Genomic DNA, 18,890 nt, shown 5'->3' with positions numbered 1-18,890 from the left:
CACATCTTAGGCCCGTGCCTACGATGGGACGCATGCATGACGCGCCTTTGATTAGCCCTGAAAACAAGGACTCCGCCGCCGACGTGGTGGCCAAGCTGCCTAAGGTCTCCCTCTTTGAGACCATTAACTCAACGGCCGCTACGCCAGAGGAACTTACCGCGACCATCCGCGAGCGCTACGAGGCCCTGGCCGCAGACGGCGTGGTCTACGCGGAATTGCACCTGGATCCAGCAGCGATTGGCCTAGACGCTGCCGCGGTCGTCGAAGCTGCCGGTGCAGCCCGCATTCCTTCCCTCGACTCCCGCCTCGTTCTCGCCGGCACGGACCCCGAGGCAGCAGTGCCTGACGACGCCCCCGTGGTGGGCTATAACCTGCCGCAGGACCAGGCGAGCGCGGCCGCAGACTTCCGCGCCGCTTATCTGCCCACCCAGATCCTGGTGGGAGAGGACTTCGCGGAAGTTGAGCGCGCCGCCCAAGCCGGCGTGAACCGCCTTATCCACCCGGTAAACATGATCGATGACTTTACTGCGAATATCGAAGGCATCGTGCCCGGTAAGGCCTCTGGCTACATCCGCGACCGCCATATCCCCCTGGTCTTTACCCCACTGGAGGAGGCCGAGGAGCTGACCGACCACCCACTGCCACTGCTGCAGCAGCTGGGCTTTACCTGCGCGATTTCCTCAGGCGAGACTACCTTGACTAAGCAGTTCCTCGCGCTGAGTGAGACCTTTGGCTATGGGCTAGAGGAATTTTTCGATCTCACCGTCAAAGCGGTGGAGAATTCCTTCGCTGACCAGGAATTACGGCAGCATCTGCTAGAAACGGTTATCCTGCCAGCATACGAGGAACTTTCAGACCCCGAGCTGGCAGGCCCAGACACTGAAGAGTCTTTGGCAGACGCCGCTGAAGAAACTACTGACTAAAGGAGAATTACATGCCTTCCGTACTTTTTGTTGTTACCGCCGCTGAGGAATGGACCCTGGCCGATGGCACCAAGCGCCCGACCGGTTATTGGGCCGAGGAGCTTATTGCCCCGCACCGCGTCTTCCAAGGCGCAGGCTGGGATATTCACTTCGCCACCCCGGGTGCGAAGGCTCCCGTGGTAGATGAGTACAGCCTTGAGGTACTGCCCGATAACGTGCGCATGGCGCAGGAGAATTACTTGGCGGAGTTGGGCGTGGCGCTGGAGAACCCGATGAACCTGGCCGATGTCAATGAGGAAGACTATGACCTCATTTTCTACCCAGGCGGCCATGGCCCGATGGAGGATCTGGCCTATGACCAGGATTCCGCGAAGCTGCTGCAGGCTCGCATGGATTCCGGCCGCGCGCTCGGCCTCGTTTGCCACGCCCCGGCAGCGATGCTGGCAGTGGATAACGAGAACTGGCCGTTCAAGCGCTACAAGATGACCGCCTTTAGCAATGCCGAGGAAGGCGAGGAGATGGTCGCTGCCGCTAAGTGGGCGCTGGAGACCCGCCTGCGCGAGCTCGGCGCGGATTACCAGGAAACCGATCCGATGTCCCCGAACGTCATCGTGGATCGCAACCTGTACACCGGCCAGAACCCGGCTTCCTCTGAGCCGCTGGCACAGCGTATCCTGCGCGATTTCTAAATGCGCGTTTCGCGAGTTCTCAAGGCCGGGGCTGCCCTGACCGGTGTGGTCGGGGTAGCGGGCATGGCGGCGTATGCACTCAGCCGCCGGCCGTACCTGCGCGAGGTGGCACCGGGTCTGCGCAGCCCGATTTTGTACCTTCCTATGCACCTGCTTGCCGACGCCACCTTTGCCCGCGCCAGCCGCTTCTTTGCCAGCATCGATTTCTCCCGTCCGGTGCGGCACGCGGTGGATATTACGGAGTTTTCCGCTTCCTTCGACGGCCACGCCTTTAGCGCCCGCGTGCTTACCCCACGCGGCGATGCTCAGGGCACAGCCACCGCTGGGCCGCGCCCTGTGGTGGTGTGGACGCACGGCGGCGGCCATCTTATCGGTGGCCCGGCCATGTATGACCCGCAAAATGCCCGCATGGCGTCCGAGCTCGGTGCCATCGTGGTGGCCCCGCGCTACCACAAATCCACCCAGGAGCCGTTCCCCGCGGACCATGATGAGTGCTACGCCGCGCTGCGCTGGGTGCAAGAAAACGGCGATAAGCTGGGCGTGGATACCTCGCGCATCGCGGTCGCCGGCGATAGCGCCGGTGGTGGCTTGGCCGCGGGCTTGGTTCAGCGGGCCTTTGATGAGGGACATCCGGTCCGCGCGCTCGGCTTGGTCTATCCCATGCTGGATCACCGCACGACGGATAAGTCCGGTGCGGTGGGCCAATTCATCTGGACGGCGGGCCCGAACCGCGGCGCGTGGTCGATGTACCTGGGAGATGACCATCTGGATGTTGACCTGCCGCCCTATGCTTCGCCGGCCACGCGCAGTGATCTTTCCGGCCTGCCGCCAACGTGGATCGGGGTTGGTGGCATCGACCTTTTCTGCGATGAATCCGTGGCCTTTGCCCAAGCCCTCGACGCCGCCGGTGTAGACACCACCCTCGACGTGTGGGCCGGCGCCTATCACGGCTTCGACCAGATTAAACCCAAGGCGCCACAATCGCGCGAGCTTATCGACGCCCTCATTGACCACCTCCGCCGCCACCTCTAAAGTCACGTACTAGGGGAGGACGATCGATGAAATACAACACGCACGTGTCGTGGGTCGTATTTTTCGTCAGCCTGATTGTTCTCGGCCTGATATTGGGCGGGGTCTTTGGGATAGGTACCCTGGGCCGCTCCATTGTTGGCCTCAGCGCCTTTGTCGTGTGGCTGATTTTCGATAAATACATGCGCGACCGGACCCGGAGCCGACGCCACGAGGAAGAAGCAGCGGGCGATTAAACGCAAAAGCCGCCCCGTCTCCGTCCAGCTGCTGTGCAGTGGGGGCAGAGGCTAGGGCGGCGGATGCCACGCGCGGACCGGGCCGCGCGAACCGTACGGGTTTAGAACTTGGAGAAGCGCTTGATGAGCATATCTTCCAAGCCCTTCCAGGACTCAGCGTGCTCGTTGTACGGCTTAGAAGGAACGTAGCCGGCGTGCTCGGTGGAGCCGAGCATGTAGCCCAAGTAGTCCTGCAGGCGCGGGTGAGCCAGCATATAGGAGTTAATGGAATCGTCGCCGGCCCAGTCGGCGGCATCGGCGCATACCTCATAGCAGCGCGCCATCTGATCGGAATCGACGGCCTCTGGGCCCTTTTCGATATCACGCACGATGCCGTTGAAGGAGTACTGATTATCCGGGTGGACCTGAACTTCTAGCTCGCCGGCATTAGCGGCGGCGACAACCTCTTCCCAGGTGGATACGCGGGCTAGGTCGTGGTCATCGTTGTCAATGATCCAGCGCACCAGGGTCTTCGGGGAGTCGAAGGTGAAGATCTCGCCCCACTTGCCCAAGAAGATGGGCTTGCCGTCCAGGTAGGTGCGCAGGGTGTAGACGGACTTGGACTGCGCGGTGATCTTGATGGGATCGATGCCGGCGGCGGCCCACGGGGAATTATCGTACGGGTCAGCGGCCTCGGCGGCGGCCTTGCGCTTCTCCTCGGCTTCCTTGGCCGCTGCAGCGGAGGCGGCAGCAGAAGAAGAGATGCGCTCCTTAGCATCGGAGACCTTGGCCGCATCAAAGTCATCGCTGGAGACCACGCGGACGTGCTCATCCAGGTCCTCGATGACCTTCTTCCAGTTGCCGGCGATGACGTGGCCCACGCCGGACCACTCGCTCATGCCCTGTTCGCCGGAGTAGTGGTCGGCGCCGCGGGAGACATTGCGCAGGATGGAGTGGGAGGCGAAGAAGATGGTGGTGTGCTCTGCACCAGCGACGTCGGCAAGCGCGGAGGCCATCTCCAGGCTGCGGGCCACCGTGGATACGTTCTGGTGGCCCGGGCGACCAGCCAGTGCCTCCGGCATGCCGATGAGGTCATACTCATCGCGCTTAGCCGGGGTGACGCGGTCCGCATCGCGGCCGGCAAACTGGTTCCACTGCGGGTGGTCCAGCAAATCGTGCTTGGTGCCAGACTCCACGAAGCACAGCAGCTCGGCGGGTGAGTTAAAGGCTAGGACGGCCTCGTCGTCGCCCAAAAAGGCCTGCCACTCGGAGCCATGTTGGCGCCACTTGGGTGCCCAGAGGGTATAAAAATCGCCCTCGGTCAGCGAGAGCTTTACAGGTACAATTGCGCGGGTGCTCATGGCGTTTTAGTCTACCCAACGCCCTAAGCAGTGCGCGAGAGCGCACCGGCCTTAGGCTGTGGGGCGCCAAAAGCCTTTGAATTGCATGCCCATATTCGTGGTGCGCAGTGGGTTGGTTTGCACCGGATCACCGGCCTCCACGATTTCGCCATTGCCGGAATACATTGCCACGTGCCCATCCCATACCACCAGGTCACCAGGCTGGAGTTGGTCTGCGCTGACTTGCTGGCCCACCGCTTGTTGATCCGCGGTGCGGGGTAAGTCCACCCCGGCCTGCGAATAGGCCCATTGGGTAAGTCCCGAACAATCAAACCCGCCATTTCCGGTACCGCCCCATACATAGGGCTGGCCCACTTGGCTCTTCGCGGCGGCGACGGCAGCCTGACCGGCGGCCGAACCTCCTTCGGCCGAGGGCTCTGGTGTGGGCGAGGCAGAGTGAGCCTCATTCGCCGTGGCATCGGCTCCAGCGCCTACCGCGGATTGTTCCGGAAGGGCAGTGGGATTTTGGGAGATGGTGGGGTGTACGGGGGCGTCGGCAAGCGCGGAGCGCACCGGCCGCTGCGCTACCGGATGCAAAGACTGAGCGGCCGCGCTGAGATCACCCATCAAGCGCTGCACGCGAGCAGTAGCCATGCCCAGGTGCTGGGAGACAAGCGCACGCAGCTTGGCCATAGCCGCGGCGCGCGCGGACGGGTCCAAGGAGAGGAAGCCCAGCGCGGTGGGCAGGGCCCGGCGCACTAGCTGTGTGGCGATACCCACCAGGTCCCGGATGGTGCCCGCCACTAAGGTGCGGGCCTGTCCGAGCGCGGCAGAAATGGTTGCATTATCGAGATCGATACTTTTTGCCGATTCGAGTAGGGGAGCGGGATTGCCGTGGGCGATAGCGGCCAAAGGCTCGGCGGCGGAAAGATCCGGCACACGAGGAAGCTCAACTTCCGGAAGCTGCGCCGGTTGCATGGTGGCAATCTGCTTAAGCGCGGTATCGAGCATCTACATCGCCGCCCCAAGGTGCTGGCCTAGCGAGGCATCGGTGTCTTCTGCCTCGCGCGACATCTGGAAACCGGAGTGGGCAACCTGCCCCATATCGTTGCGCAGCACGCTCATGCGCGCGCCCACATTATCGAGCGCGGCATGCACCGCCTCGTTGAAAGCGGTGAATGCGGAATCTTCAGGCAAAACGGGATGGGGCGGATTCTCCCCTTGGGACTGGGCGTGCAGGTCGCGGGCGAGGTGGCGGGCATAGTCAGTATCGATCGTGAAAGGTCTCATGCCCTATTGGACTGCCCGATGGCCCATTTGGTTCCCAAAAAGTTTAAAGTGGTGGTCATGGACATCCACGTAGTAGACCACCCGCTTGCCGCCTCCCGCCTTACCCTCATGCGCGATGCGCGCAGCGATAACTCCGCTTTCCGCGCCGCCCTGAAAGACTTGGGCGCCATGCTTGTCTATGAAGCATCCCGCAACCTTGCCGTGGAGAACTTCGACTGCGCCACCCCGGTTTCTACCGCACAGGGCACCCGCCTGCAGGACCCGCCTATCATCGTGCCGATCATCCGCGCCGGGCTGGGCATGGTGGACCCGGCCCTGTCCATGATTCCGGATGCGCAGGTGGGCTTTATCGGTATGGCGCGCAACGAAGAGACGCATGAGCCGGTGCCGTACCTGGAGGCATTGCCGGAGGACCTGACCGGCCGCACGGTGTTCGTGGTGGATCCAATGCTGGCCACCGGTGGTTCCCTGCTGCACGCATTGCGCCTGCTTGCCGATCGTGGCGCCACCGATATCACCGCCATCTGCATGGTCTCGGCGCAGCCGGGTGTGGATGCGCTGGCTGAATCCGATCTGCCGGTGCGCCTAGTTACCGCCGCTATCGATCCTTCGCTCAACGAGGATGCTTATATCGTGCCGGGCTTGGGCGATGCCGGCGACCGCCTCTACGGTCCGCGCAATATCGACCTTTAAGGTAATCTTCTCCCTGGAAAGGCGACCGCACTTTCCAGGGGGAGAATATGAGTTTCATTCATCTAATGTGGTCGAGCTACGGCCACGGATTTTCGCAACAATTGCGGCGGGTGCGACAGCGTCGGGGGATTTCGCAGCAGGCGCTGGCGGAGATTTCTGGGGTCTCTCGCAGCCAAATTTCTAATCTGGAGCGCAACGAAAATGGCGTGCACGCCATGGCCGATCCGCAGCTGTCTACGGTATATAAGCTGGCCTTGGCTCTAGAAATCCCGCCGGCGGTACTGCTGCCGGCCGGCGGGGACGTGGTGGAAGGGCACTTGGCTGATTCCGCGGTGGTCGTCGCCGAGGACGTCGCGCCTTTCCCGCGGGGATACGTGGACCGGCGTAGGTTTGCTGCCACGTGGAATGGCGCCTTGAGCTAGCGCACCCCGCATTACCACCTGAGTTACTGAACCACATGGTCTAGTTGTAGACTTTGCACCCAGACGTATTTCAACGACAGGGAAGGCACGCGGATGATCTCGGAATTCATCAACGAGTGGTTCAATGCCCACCGTGCGGAGGTCATCGCGTGGCGGCGCCATATCCACCGCCACCCGGAAACCGCGAACCAAGAGGTGGAAACCACCAACTTCCTAGCCACCGTCTTGCAGGACTATGGTCTGGAGCCACAGCGCTTCCCACAGACCGGTCTCATGGTCGACATCGGCCCCGATACGGAGCTAGGCCGGCTGGCCTTCCGCGCCGATATCGATGCCCTGCCAGTCACCGAGGTCACCGGCCTGGAATATACCTCCGAGGTTCCCGGCAAGATGCATGCTTGCGGCCACGATGTGCATACGACCGTGGCGCTGGGCCTGGCCTGCGCATTGGCGGATTTTCAGCGCGTCCACGACCTGCCGCTGGGTATTCGAGTCATCTTCCAACCGGCCGAGGAAGTATGGGTCGGCGGCGCAACCGACGTTATCGAATGGGGCGCGCTGGAAGGTGTGCATTCCATTTTTGCCATCCACGCCGAGCCCAAGCTGCGCGTGGGGCGCATCGGTATCCGCGCCGGGGCTATCACTTCTGCTACCGACGTGGTGGAGCTCAATATCAAGGGCCCAGGCGGGCATACCTCCCGGCCGCACCTGTCGGCCGACGTTGTGTATGCCCTAGGAAAGGTCATTACCGAACTGCCCGCGCTGCTCTCGCGCCGCGTTGACCCGCGTACCGGCACCGTTTTGGTCTTTGGCCAGGTCAATTCTGGCTATGCGCCCAATGCCATTCCGGAGACTGGCAGCCTAACCGGCACCATGCGCACGGCCGATATTGGCATCTGGCGCGATATGCAAAGCCTCTTTACCGAGCTGGTGGATCAAATCCTTGCGCCGGTAGGCGTAGAGCACGAGCTGACCTATAACCGGGGTGTTCCGCCGGTGCTTAACGACGACGTCGCCACCGCCCTGCTTGCCTCCGCCGCCCAATCCATCGACCCGCAGGCCGTCGTACAGGCCCCGCAGTCCTCCGGCGGCGAGGACTTTTCTTGGTACCTAGAAAAGGTCCCCGGTTCCATGGCGCGGCTTGGCTGCTGGTCCGGCGAAGGCGAGCAGCATGACCTGCACATGGGCGATCTTATCGTCGACGAGCGGGCCATAGGCGTGGGCATCAAACTCTTCGGCGCCGTGGTTGAGCAGTTCATAGGGGAGAACGCGGAGACAGACTAACGCGCTGAAAGGTTCTACACGTTAAACTCGTAGGCGACTTTTAAAGTGGAGCCGATAAAGGAGCAAGTGCGTGTTGAACCAGACCAAGCGAATCGTCATCATCGGCGGTGGCCCAGCAGGCTATGAGGCCGCGTTGGCAGGCGCCAAATATGGTGCAGAAATCACCATTATTGAAGACCAAGGCATGGGCGGTAATAGCGTTATCTTGGACTGCGTTCCTTCCAAGTCCTTTATCGCCGGCGCCAATATTAAGACCGACCTGCGCCGCGCCGAGGATATGAAGCTCAACGAGGGCATTGGCCAAGCCGACCTATCGCTCACCGCGCTAAATAAGCGTGTGCTGGACCTGGCAAGCAACCAGTCCTCCGATATCCGCGCCACGGTGGAATCCCTAGGCGCTCGCGTTATCGATGGCCGTGGTTACTTCCCAGAGGATCAGGAAGCCGATGCCTTCGGCGGCCACAAGGTTACCGCCGTATTTAACGAGGACGGCCACGAGGAAACCATCGACGCTGACCTCGTCCTGGTAGCTACCGGCGCGACCCCACGCATTCTGCCGGGCGCGCAGCCAGACGGCGAGCGCATCCTCACCTGGCAGCAGGTATACAACCTCACCGAGCTTCCTGAGCACCTCATCGTCGTCGGCTCTGGCGTGACCGGCGCCGAGTTCGTCTCCGCCTTCGCTGAGCTGGGCGTGAAGGTCACCATGGTTGCCTCCCGTGACCGCATCTTGCCGCATGACGACGCCGACGCGGCCGACGTCCTCGAGACCGTGCTGAGCGAGCGCGGTGTGGAACTGGAAAAGAATTGCCGCGTGGAAACCGTTAACCGCACCGAGGACGGCAACGTCCTGGTCACCACGCAGGACGGCCGCGAAATCACCGGCTCCCACGTCATTATGTCCATCGGCTCCATCCCGAATACCCAGGACCTCAAGCTGGAGAATGTCGGCGTAGAAACCGCCAAGTCCGGCCACATTCAGGTCGACCGCGTCTCCCGCACCAATATCGCCGGCATCTACGCCGCGGGCGACTGCTCCGACCTTTTCCCGCTGGCTTCCGTCGCCGCAATGCAGGGCCGCGTGGCCATGTACCACGCCTTGGGTGAGGGCGTGTCCCCGCTGCGCCTGAAGACCGTGGCCAACGCCGTCTTCACGCGCCCAGAGATCGCAGCCGTAGGCTTTACCCAGGCAGAAATCGAGGCCGGTGAGGTCGCCGCCCGCACCATCACCATGCCGCTGAACACCAACCCGCGTGCGAAGATGCGCTCGCTGCAGCACGGCTTTGTCAAGCTCTTCTGCCGCGCCACCTCCGGACGAGTTATTGGCGGCGTCATCGTCGCGCCGACCGCCTCCGAGCTCATCCTGCCTATCGCCATGGCCGTAACCAACCAGCTCACAGTGAACCAGCTGGCCGACTCCTTCGCCGTATACCCGTCCCTGTCGGGCACCATCACCGAGGCTGCGCGACGCCTCGTTGCCCACGACGATCTGGAGTAAACCACACCGTCTCCGCCTCAAGCACAGAGGCAGCGTATGACAAGAATTTCCCCGGCTCCAGAGACTGCAGTCTTCTTGGAGGCGGGGGAATCGGTGCATTTAACACCGGGGCAGGTTAAGGCTGGATGCGCCGCGCAATGAAGTGGATGCCAGCCGAGCAAATGACGATGCTTAAGCCCGTGAAGAAGAATAGGCCGGGCCAGGGGGCGCCAATTCTCATTTCCCCGAAAGCCTCGATAAGGGTAATCAGGAGACCATTTGCTAGAGCAAGGCCCACAATAATGCCGATGATGAACAGAATCCGCGCTAGGAGGGAGCTTTGATTGGCGCTACTTACCACCGACCCTATGAGCGCGCCAATATATCCGACCAGCAGGTGACCGCAGGCGAAGCTGCCGTACGTGGCTATGTAGCTAAGAATGGGACGTGTGCCGAATACGCTGGAGGTAACAACCCAGGAAGGAAAAATATCGTCCCCGCCCTGCCGTGCGATGTAATAGATAGCCCAGGCTACAGCACCGAAACTAAGTGAGCCTAACCACAATGTTGCATGCATGCTGGCGAGCCATTTGCGAGGTCTTATTCCTAAACCGCGCAAAGCACGATACTCGGTTGCAGCGAAAGCGCAGTAGATTCCCCAGAGAAGGATCGCTACAAAGTCCCAGTAAAACCCTGCTGGACCCACTGCCGAGGAGTCATTCCTCAATAAGTAGGGCAGGGCCCACAGCAACACGACGATGATGCTTATGACGATGAGCGCCTTGGTGGCGTTGAGATTAAAGGTCTTGAGTGTCTGCATGGCTAGGACTCCTCTTGTGGGGTGCGGGCGGATTCGTGGGCGCGGGAGACAAGGGAATCAATGAGTTGGCCGTCGTCGAGGTAGGAGACGGTGACCTGGGCGGCGGCTGCGGTATCGGCAGGGAACGGGGCCGGGCACCAGGCGTGCACCTTGGATGTGGAGCCAAGGGAGGAATGGTGGAGGGGGAGGGCGTCGGCAAGCGCGAGTGCTTGCTCCACGTCTTTGGTGCTGCCGCTAAGCACGGGGTAGTGCGGCCGTTGGGATTCCAGGTCGGTGGGTTTATTGACCGTGCCGTCGTGCACGGTAATGACGTGGTCAACCAGACCGACGAGGTCCTCGGCGCGGTGAGAAGAAAGCACCAGCAGCCAGTCCGGGGTGCCGGAGGCGTGGGCGATAATGAGCTCGCGCAAGCGCGTGCGCGTCGGCGCGTCCAGGCCGTTGAAAGGCTCATCGAGGAGGGTGACCGGCGTGCGCGCAGCCAGGGCAGTGGCACAGGCAACCAGTTGGCGCTGGCCGGTGCTCAAGGTGCGGTTCTTGTTGCGCTTATCGACGCCCACCTTATCCAACAACTCCCCCGCATACCCCACGTCGAATCCCTCGCGCACGTGCTGTGCAGCGCGCAGGTGCTGGGCCACGGTGGAACCGGCGAGCAAGATATCGGCGCCGGTGCGCGCAATCGCCACCTGCGAGCTATCGATGCTGCCCTTTGCGGGCAGGAACCCGGCCACTGTGCGCAGGAGTGTGGTCTTGCCCGCGCCATTGGGCCCGATTAGCCCATACATGCCGGCGGTGAGCTCCAGGTGTGGCACGTGCAGGCGGCGCTTGCAGCTGACATTGTGCATCTTAAGGTGCGTCATGATGGTCTCCTTCGGCTTCGATGAGGTCGGCGATATCGCTGGCGCTTAAGCCCAGCGCGGCTCCTTCTTTGAGAAGCGGAACGATGAAGTCTTCCCTAAGGGCTTCTTGGCGTTGGTGGCGGACCTTGTTGCGCGCGCTTTCGCGCACGAACATGCCCAAACCGCGCCGCTTTTCCAGCAGGCCTTCCTCGAAGAGGACGGTTAGTGCCTTTGCGGAGGTAGTTGGGTTAACGGAGTGGAAAGCCGAAAGCTCATTGGTGCTGGGGGCGCGTTCGCCCTCGGCGAGCTCACCGGAAATAATCATGTCCCTGATCCCTCCTGCTAGTTGCTGATAAATGGGCCGGGTATCGCTCATGGTGCGGCCTCTCGTACATGCGGCATGTGATTCCTTCCGTGGTGTATGGGTTTACCACCTATGTGGGTAACCATATAACGAAGGGAGACCCACCGTCAATGAGACTTGTGACCGCGGACCGAGTGGAGAGGTGATTAGTGCCGGTGAAGGTGTTTTTGTTGAATGAATGCTCCGAATAGGGTGCCCGCTAGGACTGAAATGATGGTGAAGCCCATTGCTGTCCAATCGACTGCGAACAGGAAGCCATCACCGAGCAAGAAGCTATATGCTGCTAACGGGGCGAGACCGCTGAAGACTCCGATGAGCAGGGAACTTAGGCAGATAATCGCTATGGCCCAAGAAAGCGATTTGAGGCTCCAATCACGGCGCAGACCCAAGTGGAAAAAGGTGGTGTGCAGTGTGTTCATACTGGTATTTAGTCCACGCGCAATCACAAAGGATATAGCGATTGCAGAAAGCAGAGCTGCTGTAAGGCTGATGTAGAACGATAAGGGGGTCTCGCTTTCATAGCCTTTGGAAAGCTGGATATCCTCAGGTGGTATACCAAGATAATTAGCGATTTCTGGCACTCGTTCTGCCTTTTGGGCGGATAATCCGTCGAATATCCATAGGGTTGAAGTGCTAGGAATTTCAAGACTTTGTGCGGTGCTGTTTAGCACCACACCGCCAACTTGTTTCTCCCAGTAGTTTCCAAAAGAACCCTCTTGGGCATCGAGCGTGTGCGATTTTTCGTTTGAATCGGTGATCTGTGTGTGAGAGTCATCTATAAGTTTCTTGTCGCGGACAAGGACACCACCGGCTTCAAGGGTTTGCCTTTCGTCGGAGGTTAGCGTTTCGTCGGTAAGCCTTTCCCAACTCTTGGCATCCTGCACGGAAAGAATGCCAAAAGTTCCCGATACATCAGGAGTCATCGGCAACCCTGCGGAAAGCTGCTGTGCAGAAATGGGTTCGGGCAAGTCACCTTGGGATACTAATGAATTCTGTGCAGCTTCTCTCGCAGAATCCATTTCATTTGGCAGGGTCAAGATTGCTTGGTCGGGCGCGACAATTGGTGCGTAGGATTCAGCTTCTGAGGCGGTCATACTAGCGGCCAGGTTGCTGCTGAAGATTGCTATCCCTGCTGTACTGGACAATAGGACTACTCCAATTAGCGGAAGAAAACGGTGCGAACTTAGAAAGCGACGGGCCAGGTGACTCGGTGACGTTGGGGAATCGCTTTTAATAGAAATAGTTACAGCGAGCGTCAACGCTATCGCGAGCGCTAACGTAGGGATTGGAGCAAGAGTTGTGAAAATTTCCGGGCCGACTACCCCAGCGAACAATACGGTTGCTAGTGCTATGGCGCACAGTGCCGGGATAGCCCCGGCTGAAGCTCGCTTCCATTTAGCAGAAAGTTGATGTTCCGCAAGGTTGGGTTTTTGGAACCGGATCGGTAATGCAGTTGTCAGTGCGCTGAAGATCGGGGGAAGTAAGGCGGATGCTAAAAGCAACCCGCACCATTTCCAGGGGAGGACGAAATCTCGGCCAGGCACGGACCCCAACTCTGCTAGATGGGTTTTAAAGAGGTGAGGAAAAAGCGTACCGGTGACAATAGCGCACACTGAAATTGAAAGGACTAGAAAAAGGATCTGTACGTGGAAGATAGCCCACAACTTCTTCCTGGATATTCCGAGTTGATGTAGAGCGGTGGCTGGGGCTTCGAGCGCGCGCCTTTGCATGGCAGTTAGGAAGGCTGAGAAAAATAGAGGTAAGAGAAACGCAAAAATTCCGAAGAAAAACGAGTATTCATCAAGAAGGCTTTTGGGAGGCTGATTCTCCAGCGATTGCCTTGAGAGGTAGGACAGTTTCACTGCTTCTCTGGCGCTGAACTCGGCATTGTCTACGTGAGCAATGCGATCCATTGTCTTTTCTAGTTCTTCTTGGTCCGAAGACTGGTTATCTAAAAGCATTGGGCGCGCCCCAGCACTAGATGGGGATGAAGGAGTGGTGCTGAGATCCCATGTGCCAGGCGCTGCGTACACGGCGGTTGCGGTCGGCACATATTTACTGGTAACGGTGCCGACCACGTTAATCTCCAGGTTGCTACTAAAGGCACTGACCCCTGATTCCTCGGAAAGACCGCTAGCTGTGGTTGCGATAATTTCCCCCGGAGAGGTTGGCCACCGACCTGATTCCAAAGTTAAACCGTAGCTGGGCCCTTGGCTTTCCCAATCACCCTCCGAATATGTCATTCGGTGATCGGGGTCAGTATCCACGTAGAAGTCTTGCGATACAAGTTCACGGGAGAACCGCTTGGGATCTGACGGTGCGGATAGGCAATCGTCGATATTGTCGCCTAAGGAAAGTGAACAGGGCGCGTCTGCTCGCTGGTGGTTATCGCCTAGGTTCGATGCGACGTGTTGTTCGGCGGACATTGTCATAAGCATCGCACTCGTGGCTGTAGCGGCAAGGAGGAGAATGCTGAGAGCAGCTAGTGCGTACATGAGACGCACTTTGGGCTGTCCTTTAATGATTTTGGATAGAAGTTGGCTAACCAAGTGACTCCTCCGCCTCCTCTGCATTGTGTAGAAGGCCGTCGATCAAGGTGAAAGATCGGGTGCAATAGTCCAGAACGATCGGGTCATGGGAAGCAGTGATGATGGTTGTTCCCTGACTGGCGAGTTTTCTAAACAGTGCAAAAACGCTTCGCGAGTTTTGTTGATCCAAAGCGGCAGAAGGCTCGTCTGCTAGTAGGATCGACCGGTTTCCGCTCAACGCACGGGCAATACCGACCCGCTGGCATTGGCCGCGGGACAATTCGTCGGGATATCGGGTCTCTAGTCCCTCGAGACCTACTTGTTCTAAGAGGGATTCAGCCGCCGTTCGAGAATCTACAGGCTTGTATCCTGCTGCTGATAGGACGAGTTGCACGTTTTCGGCGGCGGTCAGCTCAGGAATGATGAGATCGGATTGGTGGACAATGCCAATAATCTCCCTGCGCAGACGAAGCAATTCCTTTTCAGAAGCGGTATCTACTTTGACCCCGCTAACCGTGACTGAGCCCGAGTCGATGGAGATTAAGCCGGAAAGCATGTCCAAAAAAGTGGTTTTCCCTGAACCGCTTTTGCCGGAGATTGCAATGAAGTCTCCCTGTGCGGCTTTTAATGAAACTCCCTTGAGTGCGTGAGTCGCCTTAGGGCCAACGCCGAGTGTTTTATGAACTTGGTGAATGTGAATTTGGGTCATTTAGTTCTGAAATATTGAAGCTGGGAAGAAAGATGATTGTCATCCTTCTTCCCAGTTAACGGATGTCTACTTAGCAGCCCCGATTAGTGCGCCACGAGGTAAGGGTGTCGTTGCTCCACCAGCCCACATAATTGTTATTGGAGAATGGCGTCATGGTGTGCCACTTGCCGCCGCCGTTGGCGTGCTGGTACCAGGCAGCATGGCCTCCAGTGTTATTGATCCACGATGACATCTTGTCATTGGCGTTGCGCGAAACGTTCATGATTCCGATTCCGGGGCCACGGGAACCTAGGAAACCGCCGAAGTTCGCTTCGTTGAAAATGCACACTAGGCCTCCACCGCATTCACCTGCGGAGGCACTGGCTGCTGGTACGGCGATTCCGCTCAGTGCTGCGATGGCTACGCTGGCTGTAGCGAGTTCTTTATTGTCATTTTCTCTCCTTGTTAGAGATTGGCGGAACGTGCGCTGGGTGCGCAAAACGAAAGTAACACCTTGCATATAAATATGCATTAATTAAAGAAAAATTAGTATGAAGTGAAAATGAACACTTAGTGAATCCAAGGGTGTCCCCGCTGCATATTTTGCTGAGGCGAAAATTTGCAAGATTTACAGACCGGCTAACCCTGTTATTACTGGTCGGGCTGCAGAAACCTCCCATTCAGCGGTTTAACCGCTGGGTGGTGTGGCAAACTCCGCTTGAAAATGGGCAGACAAGGAAGGTTTCGATCTCTAAACTGAGATACGGATCACCCGAGTGGAGACGTTGTATCTCAGCGCCTTCCGAGTTGAAAGGAACACCGAAGTGGCTAATCCCGCGCTTCCATCGTTCAAAAAGATTCTGGTAGCCAACCGCGGCGAAATCGCCGTGCGTGCATTCCGTGCTGCCTTTGAGACCGGGGCAAAGACCGTCGCGGTCTATCCTCGCGAAGACCGAAACTCCTTCCACCGCGCCTTCGCGGATGAGGCCGTCCGCATCGGCGCCGAGGGGCAGCCGGTCAAGGCATACTTGGACATTGATGAGATTATCCGCGCCGCCAAGAAGGCCGAAGCGGATGCCATTTACCCCGGCTACGGATTCCTTTCGGAGCGCGCGGATCTTGCTCGTGCGTGCGAGGACAATGGCATTAAGTTCATTGGTCCGACCCCAAGCACGTTGGACCTCACCGGTGATAAGGCGGCTGCGGTTAGTGCGGCAAAGGAAGCCGGGCTGCCGACGTTGCAGGACTCGGAGCCATCGACGGACGTCGATAAGCTGGTGGAATACTCCAAGGACTTTAACTTCCCCGTATTCGTTAAGGCTGTCGCCGGTGGCGGCGGGCGCGGCATGCGCTTCGTGGAATCCGAGGATCAGCTGCGCGAAAAGGCGGCCGAGGCTTCGCGCGAGGCGGAGGCGGCGTTCGGAGACGGCAGCGTGTACCTGGAGACCGCAGTCATCAAACCGCAGCACATCGAGGTGCAGATTCTCGCCGATAGCCAGGGCAATGTGGTGCACCTCTTCGAGCGTGACTGCTCGGTGCAGCGCCGTCACCAGAAGGTAGTAGAGATTGCGCCGGCGCCGTCGCTGGATTCCGAGCTGCGTGACCGCATCTGCCAGGATGCGGTGAAGTTCTGCGAGCACATCAATTACGAGGGTGCGGGCACCGTGGAATTCCTCGTCGATGAGCGCGGCAATCACGTCTTCATCGAGATGAACCCGCGTGTGCAGGTGGAGCACACCGTGACTGAGGAAATCACCGGCGTAGACATCGTCAAGGCCCAGATGAATATCGCGGCCGGCGCATCGCTGGAAGATATTCACCTCGCCCAAGACAAGATTTCCATCACCGGTTCTGCCCTGCAGTGCCGCATCACCACCGAGGACCCGAATAACGGCTTCCGTCCCGATACCGGCACGCTGACCGCGTATCGTTCGCCGGGCGGCGCCGGCGTGCGCCTAGACGGTGCAACTTCCGTGGGCGCAGAGGTTTCGCCCAACTTCGACTCTCTGCTGGTGAAGATGACCTGCCGCGGAGCCACTTTCGAACAGGCTGTGCAGCGCGCCCAGCGTGCGCTCAACGAGTTCACCGTCTCCGGCGTGGCCACCAATATCGGCTTCCTGCGCGCCCTGCTGCGCGAGCCGGACTTTACTCAGACCCGCGTGGACACCGGATTCATCAACGCACACCCGCACCTGCTCAAGGCTCCGCCCGCAGTCGACGAATCTGGTCGCATCCTCGAATACATCGCGGAGACCACCGTTAATAAGCCCAACGGTAAGCGCCCGACGGCTCTGCGCCCATTTGATAAGCTCCCCGAGCTAGACCTTTCCGAGCCGCTCCCACGCGGTTCCCGCGATGATCTTCTCGAGTTTGGCCCGCAGAAGTGGGCAGAAAAGATCCGCAATCAGAATGCGCTGATGGTTACGGATACCACCTTCCGTGACGCCCACCAGTCCCTGTTGGCCACCCGCGTTCGTGGCACTGCTTTGGTTTCTGCGGCCGAGGCCGTAGCGCGCATGACTCCGAACCTCTTCTCCGTTGAGGCTTGGGGCGGTGCGACTTATGACGTCGCCATGCGCTTCCTCCACGAGGATCCGTGGGTCCGCTTGGACTTGCTGCGTGAGGCCATGCCGAACCAGAACATCCAGATGCTCCTGCGCGGCCGCAATACCGTGGGCTATACCCCGTACCCAGATTCGGTCTGCCGTGGCTTTGTCCAGGAAGCAGCCAAGTCCGGCGTGGACGTCTTTCGCATCTTCGACGCACTTAACGACGTCTCTCAGATGCGCCCCGCCATCGATGCCGTACTCGAGACCAATACCACCGTTGCTGAGGTGGCCATGGCGTACTCCGGTGACCTTGCCTCGCCGAAGGAGAACTTGTACACGCTGGATTACTACCTCAAGCTGGCCGAACAGATTGTGGAATCTGGCGCCCATATCCTCGCCATCAAGGATATGGCGGGTCTGCTTCGCCCTGAGGCTGCTTCCAAGCTGGTCATGGCGCTACGCAAGGAATTCGATCTGCCGGTGCACGTGCACACGCACGATACCGCCGGTGGACAGATGGCGACCTACTATGCGGCCGCCCTGTCTGGCGCAGACATTGTCGATGGCGCCTCCGCACCATTAGCCGGTACTACTTCGCAGCCATCGCTGTCGGCTCTTATTGCGGCTTTCTCCCAGTCCAAGCGCGATACCGGCATCGACCTGCAGGCCGTATCGGATCTCGAGCCCTACTGGGAGGCCGTGCGCCAGCTCTATGCCCCGTTTGAGAACGGTATCCCTGGCCCGACCGGTCGCGTTTACAAGCACGAAATTCCAGGCGGTCAGCTGTCCAACCTGCGTGCCCAAGCTGTCGCCCTTGGCTTGGCAGACCGCTTCGAGATCATTGAGGACACCTATGCTGCGGTCAACGAGATGCTCGGCCGCCCAACCAAGGTCACCCCGTCCTCCAAGGTTGTAGGCGATCTCGCCCTTCACCTTGTGGGTGCGGGCGTAGACCCTGATGACTTCGCTGCCAACCCGACCAAGTTCGATATTCCGGATTCGGTCAACCAGTTCCTCCGCGGCCAGCTCGGTACTCCTCCGGGCGGTTGGCCAGAGCTGCGCGATAAGGTGCTCGATGGCCGCGAGGAAACCGGCGCCAAGGTGAGCGAGGTTCCTGCGGAAGAACAGCCGCATCTGGAATCCGATAGCTCGGATGAGCGCCGCGCCAGCCTGAACCGCCTGCTATTCCCCAAGCAGTTCGAGGAATTCAATGAGTTCCGCCGCAAGTACGGCAACACTGAGGCATTGACGGATACCACCTTCTTCTACGGTCTTACCGAAGGCGAAGAAAAGGTCGTCCACTACTTCCCAGAGGACTCCACCGATCGCGCCGACCTCAAGCAGGTCGTGGTGCGCCTCGACGCCGTGGGTGAGCCGGACGAAAAGGGCATGCGTAACGTGGTTCTCAACGTCAACGGCCAGATTCGCCCGATGAAGGTGCGCGACGAGAACGCCGAATCCACGGTCGCTACCGTAGAAAAGGCCGACCCCTCCAACGAGGGACACGTCGCCGCACCATTCGCCGGCGTGGTCAACCCCACCGCCAAGCCTGGCGACGAGGTTAAGGCTGGCGACCAGATCGCCGTCATCGAAGCAATGAAGATGGAAGCCTCCATCTCCGCCACTAAGGATGGCGTGGTCGAGCGCGTGGCCATCGGCCAGGCCACCAAGGTGGAAGGCGGCGACCTTATCGCCGTCATCAACTAACTGACGCACGCCAGCGCCCCGCTTCCTACGCGCAAT

At 59.6% G+C, this 18,890-nt stretch carries 18 protein-coding genes; 9 read left to right on the top strand and 9 right to left on the bottom strand.

Features of this window, described 5'->3' with window-relative positions:
* Positions 1–32: 32 nt before the first annotated feature.
* The 4 genes from I6J28_RS00230 to I6J28_RS00215 are packed head-to-tail and all read left to right on the top strand — an operon-like array spanning position 33 to position 2,877.
* Entirely contained in the window at positions 33–923 is an 891-nt protein-coding gene (locus I6J28_RS00230) for an adenosine deaminase (RefSeq protein ID WP_239454631.1), read from the top strand.
* A gap of 11 nt (positions 924–934) precedes the next feature.
* On the top strand, positions 935–1,612 hold the full coding sequence (locus tag I6J28_RS00225; protein ID WP_204610099.1) for a type 1 glutamine amidotransferase domain-containing protein: 678 nt from the start codon (positions 935–937) through the stop codon (positions 1,610–1,612).
* Positions 1,613–2,644 carry an alpha/beta hydrolase gene (locus I6J28_RS00220; RefSeq protein WP_204610098.1) on the top strand — a complete coding sequence of 344 codons (1,032 nt, stop codon included), beginning with the start codon at positions 1,613–1,615 and terminating at the stop codon, positions 2,642–2,644.
* 26 nt (positions 2,645–2,670) lie between these two features.
* On the top strand, positions 2,671–2,877 hold the full coding sequence (locus I6J28_RS00215; RefSeq protein ID WP_204610097.1) for a hypothetical protein: 207 nt from the start codon (positions 2,671–2,673) through the stop codon (positions 2,875–2,877).
* Between the two features lie 101 nt (positions 2,878–2,978).
* On the opposite strand, the gene I6J28_RS00210 is transcribed toward I6J28_RS00215, so the two are convergent.
* The 3 genes from I6J28_RS00210 to I6J28_RS00200 are packed head-to-tail and all read right to left on the bottom strand — an operon-like array spanning position 2,979 to position 5,486.
* Positions 2,979–4,217, bottom strand: a complete 1,239-nt coding sequence (locus tag I6J28_RS00210) for a hypothetical protein (RefSeq protein WP_204610095.1) — start codon at positions 4,215–4,217, stop codon at positions 2,979–2,981.
* A 51-nt stretch (positions 4,218–4,268) separates the two neighbouring features.
* A complete protein-coding gene (locus tag I6J28_RS00205; RefSeq protein ID WP_204610093.1) occupies positions 4,269–5,207 on the bottom strand; it encodes a C40 family peptidase in 939 nt (312 codons plus the stop codon).
* Positions 5,208–5,486: a hypothetical protein gene (locus tag I6J28_RS00200; protein ID WP_005322591.1), complete on the bottom strand. Its 279-nt coding sequence runs from the start codon at positions 5,484–5,486 to the stop codon at positions 5,208–5,210.
* A gap of 57 nt (positions 5,487–5,543) precedes the next feature.
* Between I6J28_RS00200 and upp the strand changes: the two genes are divergently transcribed.
* The 4 genes from upp to I6J28_RS00180 all read left to right on the top strand — a co-directional run bounded on the left by upp (position 5,544) and on the right by I6J28_RS00180 (position 9,383).
* Positions 5,544–6,179, top strand: coding sequence for a uracil phosphoribosyltransferase (upp, locus tag I6J28_RS00195; protein ID WP_204610091.1), 636 nt, complete (start codon positions 5,544–5,546; stop codon positions 6,177–6,179).
* A 110-nt stretch (positions 6,180–6,289) separates the two neighbouring features.
* Entirely contained in the window at positions 6,290–6,601 is a 312-nt protein-coding gene (locus I6J28_RS00190; RefSeq protein ID WP_430516383.1) for a helix-turn-helix domain-containing protein, read from the top strand.
* A gap of 93 nt (positions 6,602–6,694) precedes the next feature.
* On the top strand, positions 6,695–7,885 hold the full coding sequence (locus I6J28_RS00185; RefSeq protein ID WP_204610087.1) for a M20 family metallopeptidase: 1,191 nt from the start codon (positions 6,695–6,697) through the stop codon (positions 7,883–7,885).
* A 70-nt stretch (positions 7,886–7,955) separates the two neighbouring features.
* Positions 7,956–9,383 carry an NAD(P)H-quinone dehydrogenase gene (locus I6J28_RS00180; RefSeq protein ID WP_204610085.1) on the top strand — a complete coding sequence of 476 codons (1,428 nt, stop codon included), beginning with the start codon at positions 7,956–7,958 and terminating at the stop codon, positions 9,381–9,383.
* Positions 9,384–9,498: 115 nt separating this feature from the next.
* Here I6J28_RS00180 and I6J28_RS00175 read toward each other — a convergent pair whose 3' ends face one another.
* The 6 genes from I6J28_RS00175 to I6J28_RS00150 all read right to left on the bottom strand — a co-directional run bounded on the left by I6J28_RS00175 (position 9,499) and on the right by I6J28_RS00150 (position 15,097).
* The gene (locus tag I6J28_RS00175; RefSeq protein ID WP_204610084.1) at positions 9,499–10,182 is read right to left on the bottom strand and encodes a transglycosylase; all 684 of its coding nucleotides are present in this window, start codon (positions 10,180–10,182) and stop codon (positions 9,499–9,501) included.
* A 2-nt stretch (positions 10,183–10,184) separates the two neighbouring features.
* Entirely contained in the window at positions 10,185–11,039 is an 855-nt protein-coding gene (locus I6J28_RS00170) for an ATP-binding cassette domain-containing protein (protein ID WP_204610083.1), read from the bottom strand.
* Positions 11,026–11,394, bottom strand: coding sequence for a GntR family transcriptional regulator (locus tag I6J28_RS00165; protein WP_204610063.1), 369 nt, complete (start codon positions 11,392–11,394; stop codon positions 11,026–11,028). Before I6J28_RS00165 ends, I6J28_RS00170 begins: the two co-directional genes overlap by 14 nt.
* Before the next feature lie 134 nt (positions 11,395–11,528).
* The gene (locus I6J28_RS00160; protein WP_204610078.1) at positions 11,529–13,877 is read right to left on the bottom strand and encodes a hypothetical protein; all 2,349 of its coding nucleotides are present in this window, start codon (positions 13,875–13,877) and stop codon (positions 11,529–11,531) included.
* A 46-nt stretch (positions 13,878–13,923) separates the two neighbouring features.
* Positions 13,924–14,619: an ABC transporter ATP-binding protein gene (locus tag I6J28_RS00155; RefSeq protein ID WP_204610076.1), complete on the bottom strand. Its 696-nt coding sequence runs from the start codon at positions 14,617–14,619 to the stop codon at positions 13,924–13,926.
* Positions 14,620–14,689: 70 nt separating this feature from the next.
* On the bottom strand, positions 14,690–15,097 hold the full coding sequence (locus tag I6J28_RS00150) for a peptidase inhibitor family I36 protein (RefSeq protein WP_204610074.1): 408 nt from the start codon (positions 15,095–15,097) through the stop codon (positions 14,690–14,692).
* Positions 15,098–15,422: 325 nt separating this feature from the next.
* Here I6J28_RS00150 and I6J28_RS00145 point away from each other — a divergent pair, with 325 nt between their 5' ends.
* A complete protein-coding gene (locus tag I6J28_RS00145; protein WP_204610072.1) occupies positions 15,423–18,854 on the top strand; it encodes a pyruvate carboxylase in 3,432 nt (1,143 codons plus the stop codon).
* Positions 18,855–18,890 lie beyond the last annotated feature (36 nt).

This window comes from Corynebacterium tuberculostearicum (assembly GCF_016894265.1).
Classification (GTDB): Bacteria; Actinomycetota; Actinomycetes; order Mycobacteriales; family Mycobacteriaceae; genus Corynebacterium; species Corynebacterium tuberculostearicum_D.
The sequence above is the reverse complement of the archived record's forward strand: the minus strand, read 5'-3'. Positions and strand labels throughout refer to the sequence as shown.

Bases quoted from the DNA above. Each gene is read 5' to 3' on its own strand.
- I6J28_RS00230 (WP_239454631.1), top strand. From the start codon at position 33: ATGCATGACGCGCCTTTGATTAGCCCTGAAAACAAGGACTCCGCCGCC.
- I6J28_RS00225 (WP_204610099.1), top strand. From the start codon at position 935: ATGCCTTCCGTACTTTTTGTTGTTACCGCCGCTGAGGAATGGACCCTG.
- I6J28_RS00220 (WP_204610098.1), top strand. From the start codon at position 1,613: ATGCGCGTTTCGCGAGTTCTCAAGGCCGGGGCTGCCCTGACCGGTGTG.
- I6J28_RS00215 (WP_204610097.1), top strand. From the start codon at position 2,671: ATGAAATACAACACGCACGTGTCGTGGGTCGTATTTTTCGTCAGCCTG.
- I6J28_RS00210 (WP_204610095.1), bottom strand. From the start codon at position 4,217: ATGAGCACCCGCGCAATTGTACCTGTAAAGCTCTCGCTGACCGAGGGC.
- I6J28_RS00205 (WP_204610093.1), bottom strand. From the start codon at position 5,207: ATGCTCGATACCGCGCTTAAGCAGATTGCCACCATGCAACCGGCGCAG.
- I6J28_RS00200 (WP_005322591.1), bottom strand. From the start codon at position 5,486: ATGAGACCTTTCACGATCGATACTGACTATGCCCGCCACCTCGCCCGC.
- upp (WP_204610091.1), top strand. From the start codon at position 5,544: ATGGACATCCACGTAGTAGACCACCCGCTTGCCGCCTCCCGCCTTACC.
- I6J28_RS00185 (WP_204610087.1), top strand. From the start codon at position 6,695: ATGATCTCGGAATTCATCAACGAGTGGTTCAATGCCCACCGTGCGGAG.
- I6J28_RS00175 (WP_204610084.1), bottom strand. From the start codon at position 10,182: ATGCAGACACTCAAGACCTTTAATCTCAACGCCACCAAGGCGCTCATC.
- I6J28_RS00170 (WP_204610083.1), bottom strand. From the start codon at position 11,039: ATGACGCACCTTAAGATGCACAATGTCAGCTGCAAGCGCCGCCTGCAC.
- I6J28_RS00165 (WP_204610063.1), bottom strand. From the start codon at position 11,394: ATGAGCGATACCCGGCCCATTTATCAGCAACTAGCAGGAGGGATCAGG.
- I6J28_RS00160 (WP_204610078.1), bottom strand. From the start codon at position 13,877: ATGTACGCACTAGCTGCTCTCAGCATTCTCCTCCTTGCCGCTACAGCC.
- I6J28_RS00155 (WP_204610076.1), bottom strand. From the start codon at position 14,619: ATGACCCAAATTCACATTCACCAAGTTCATAAAACACTCGGCGTTGGC.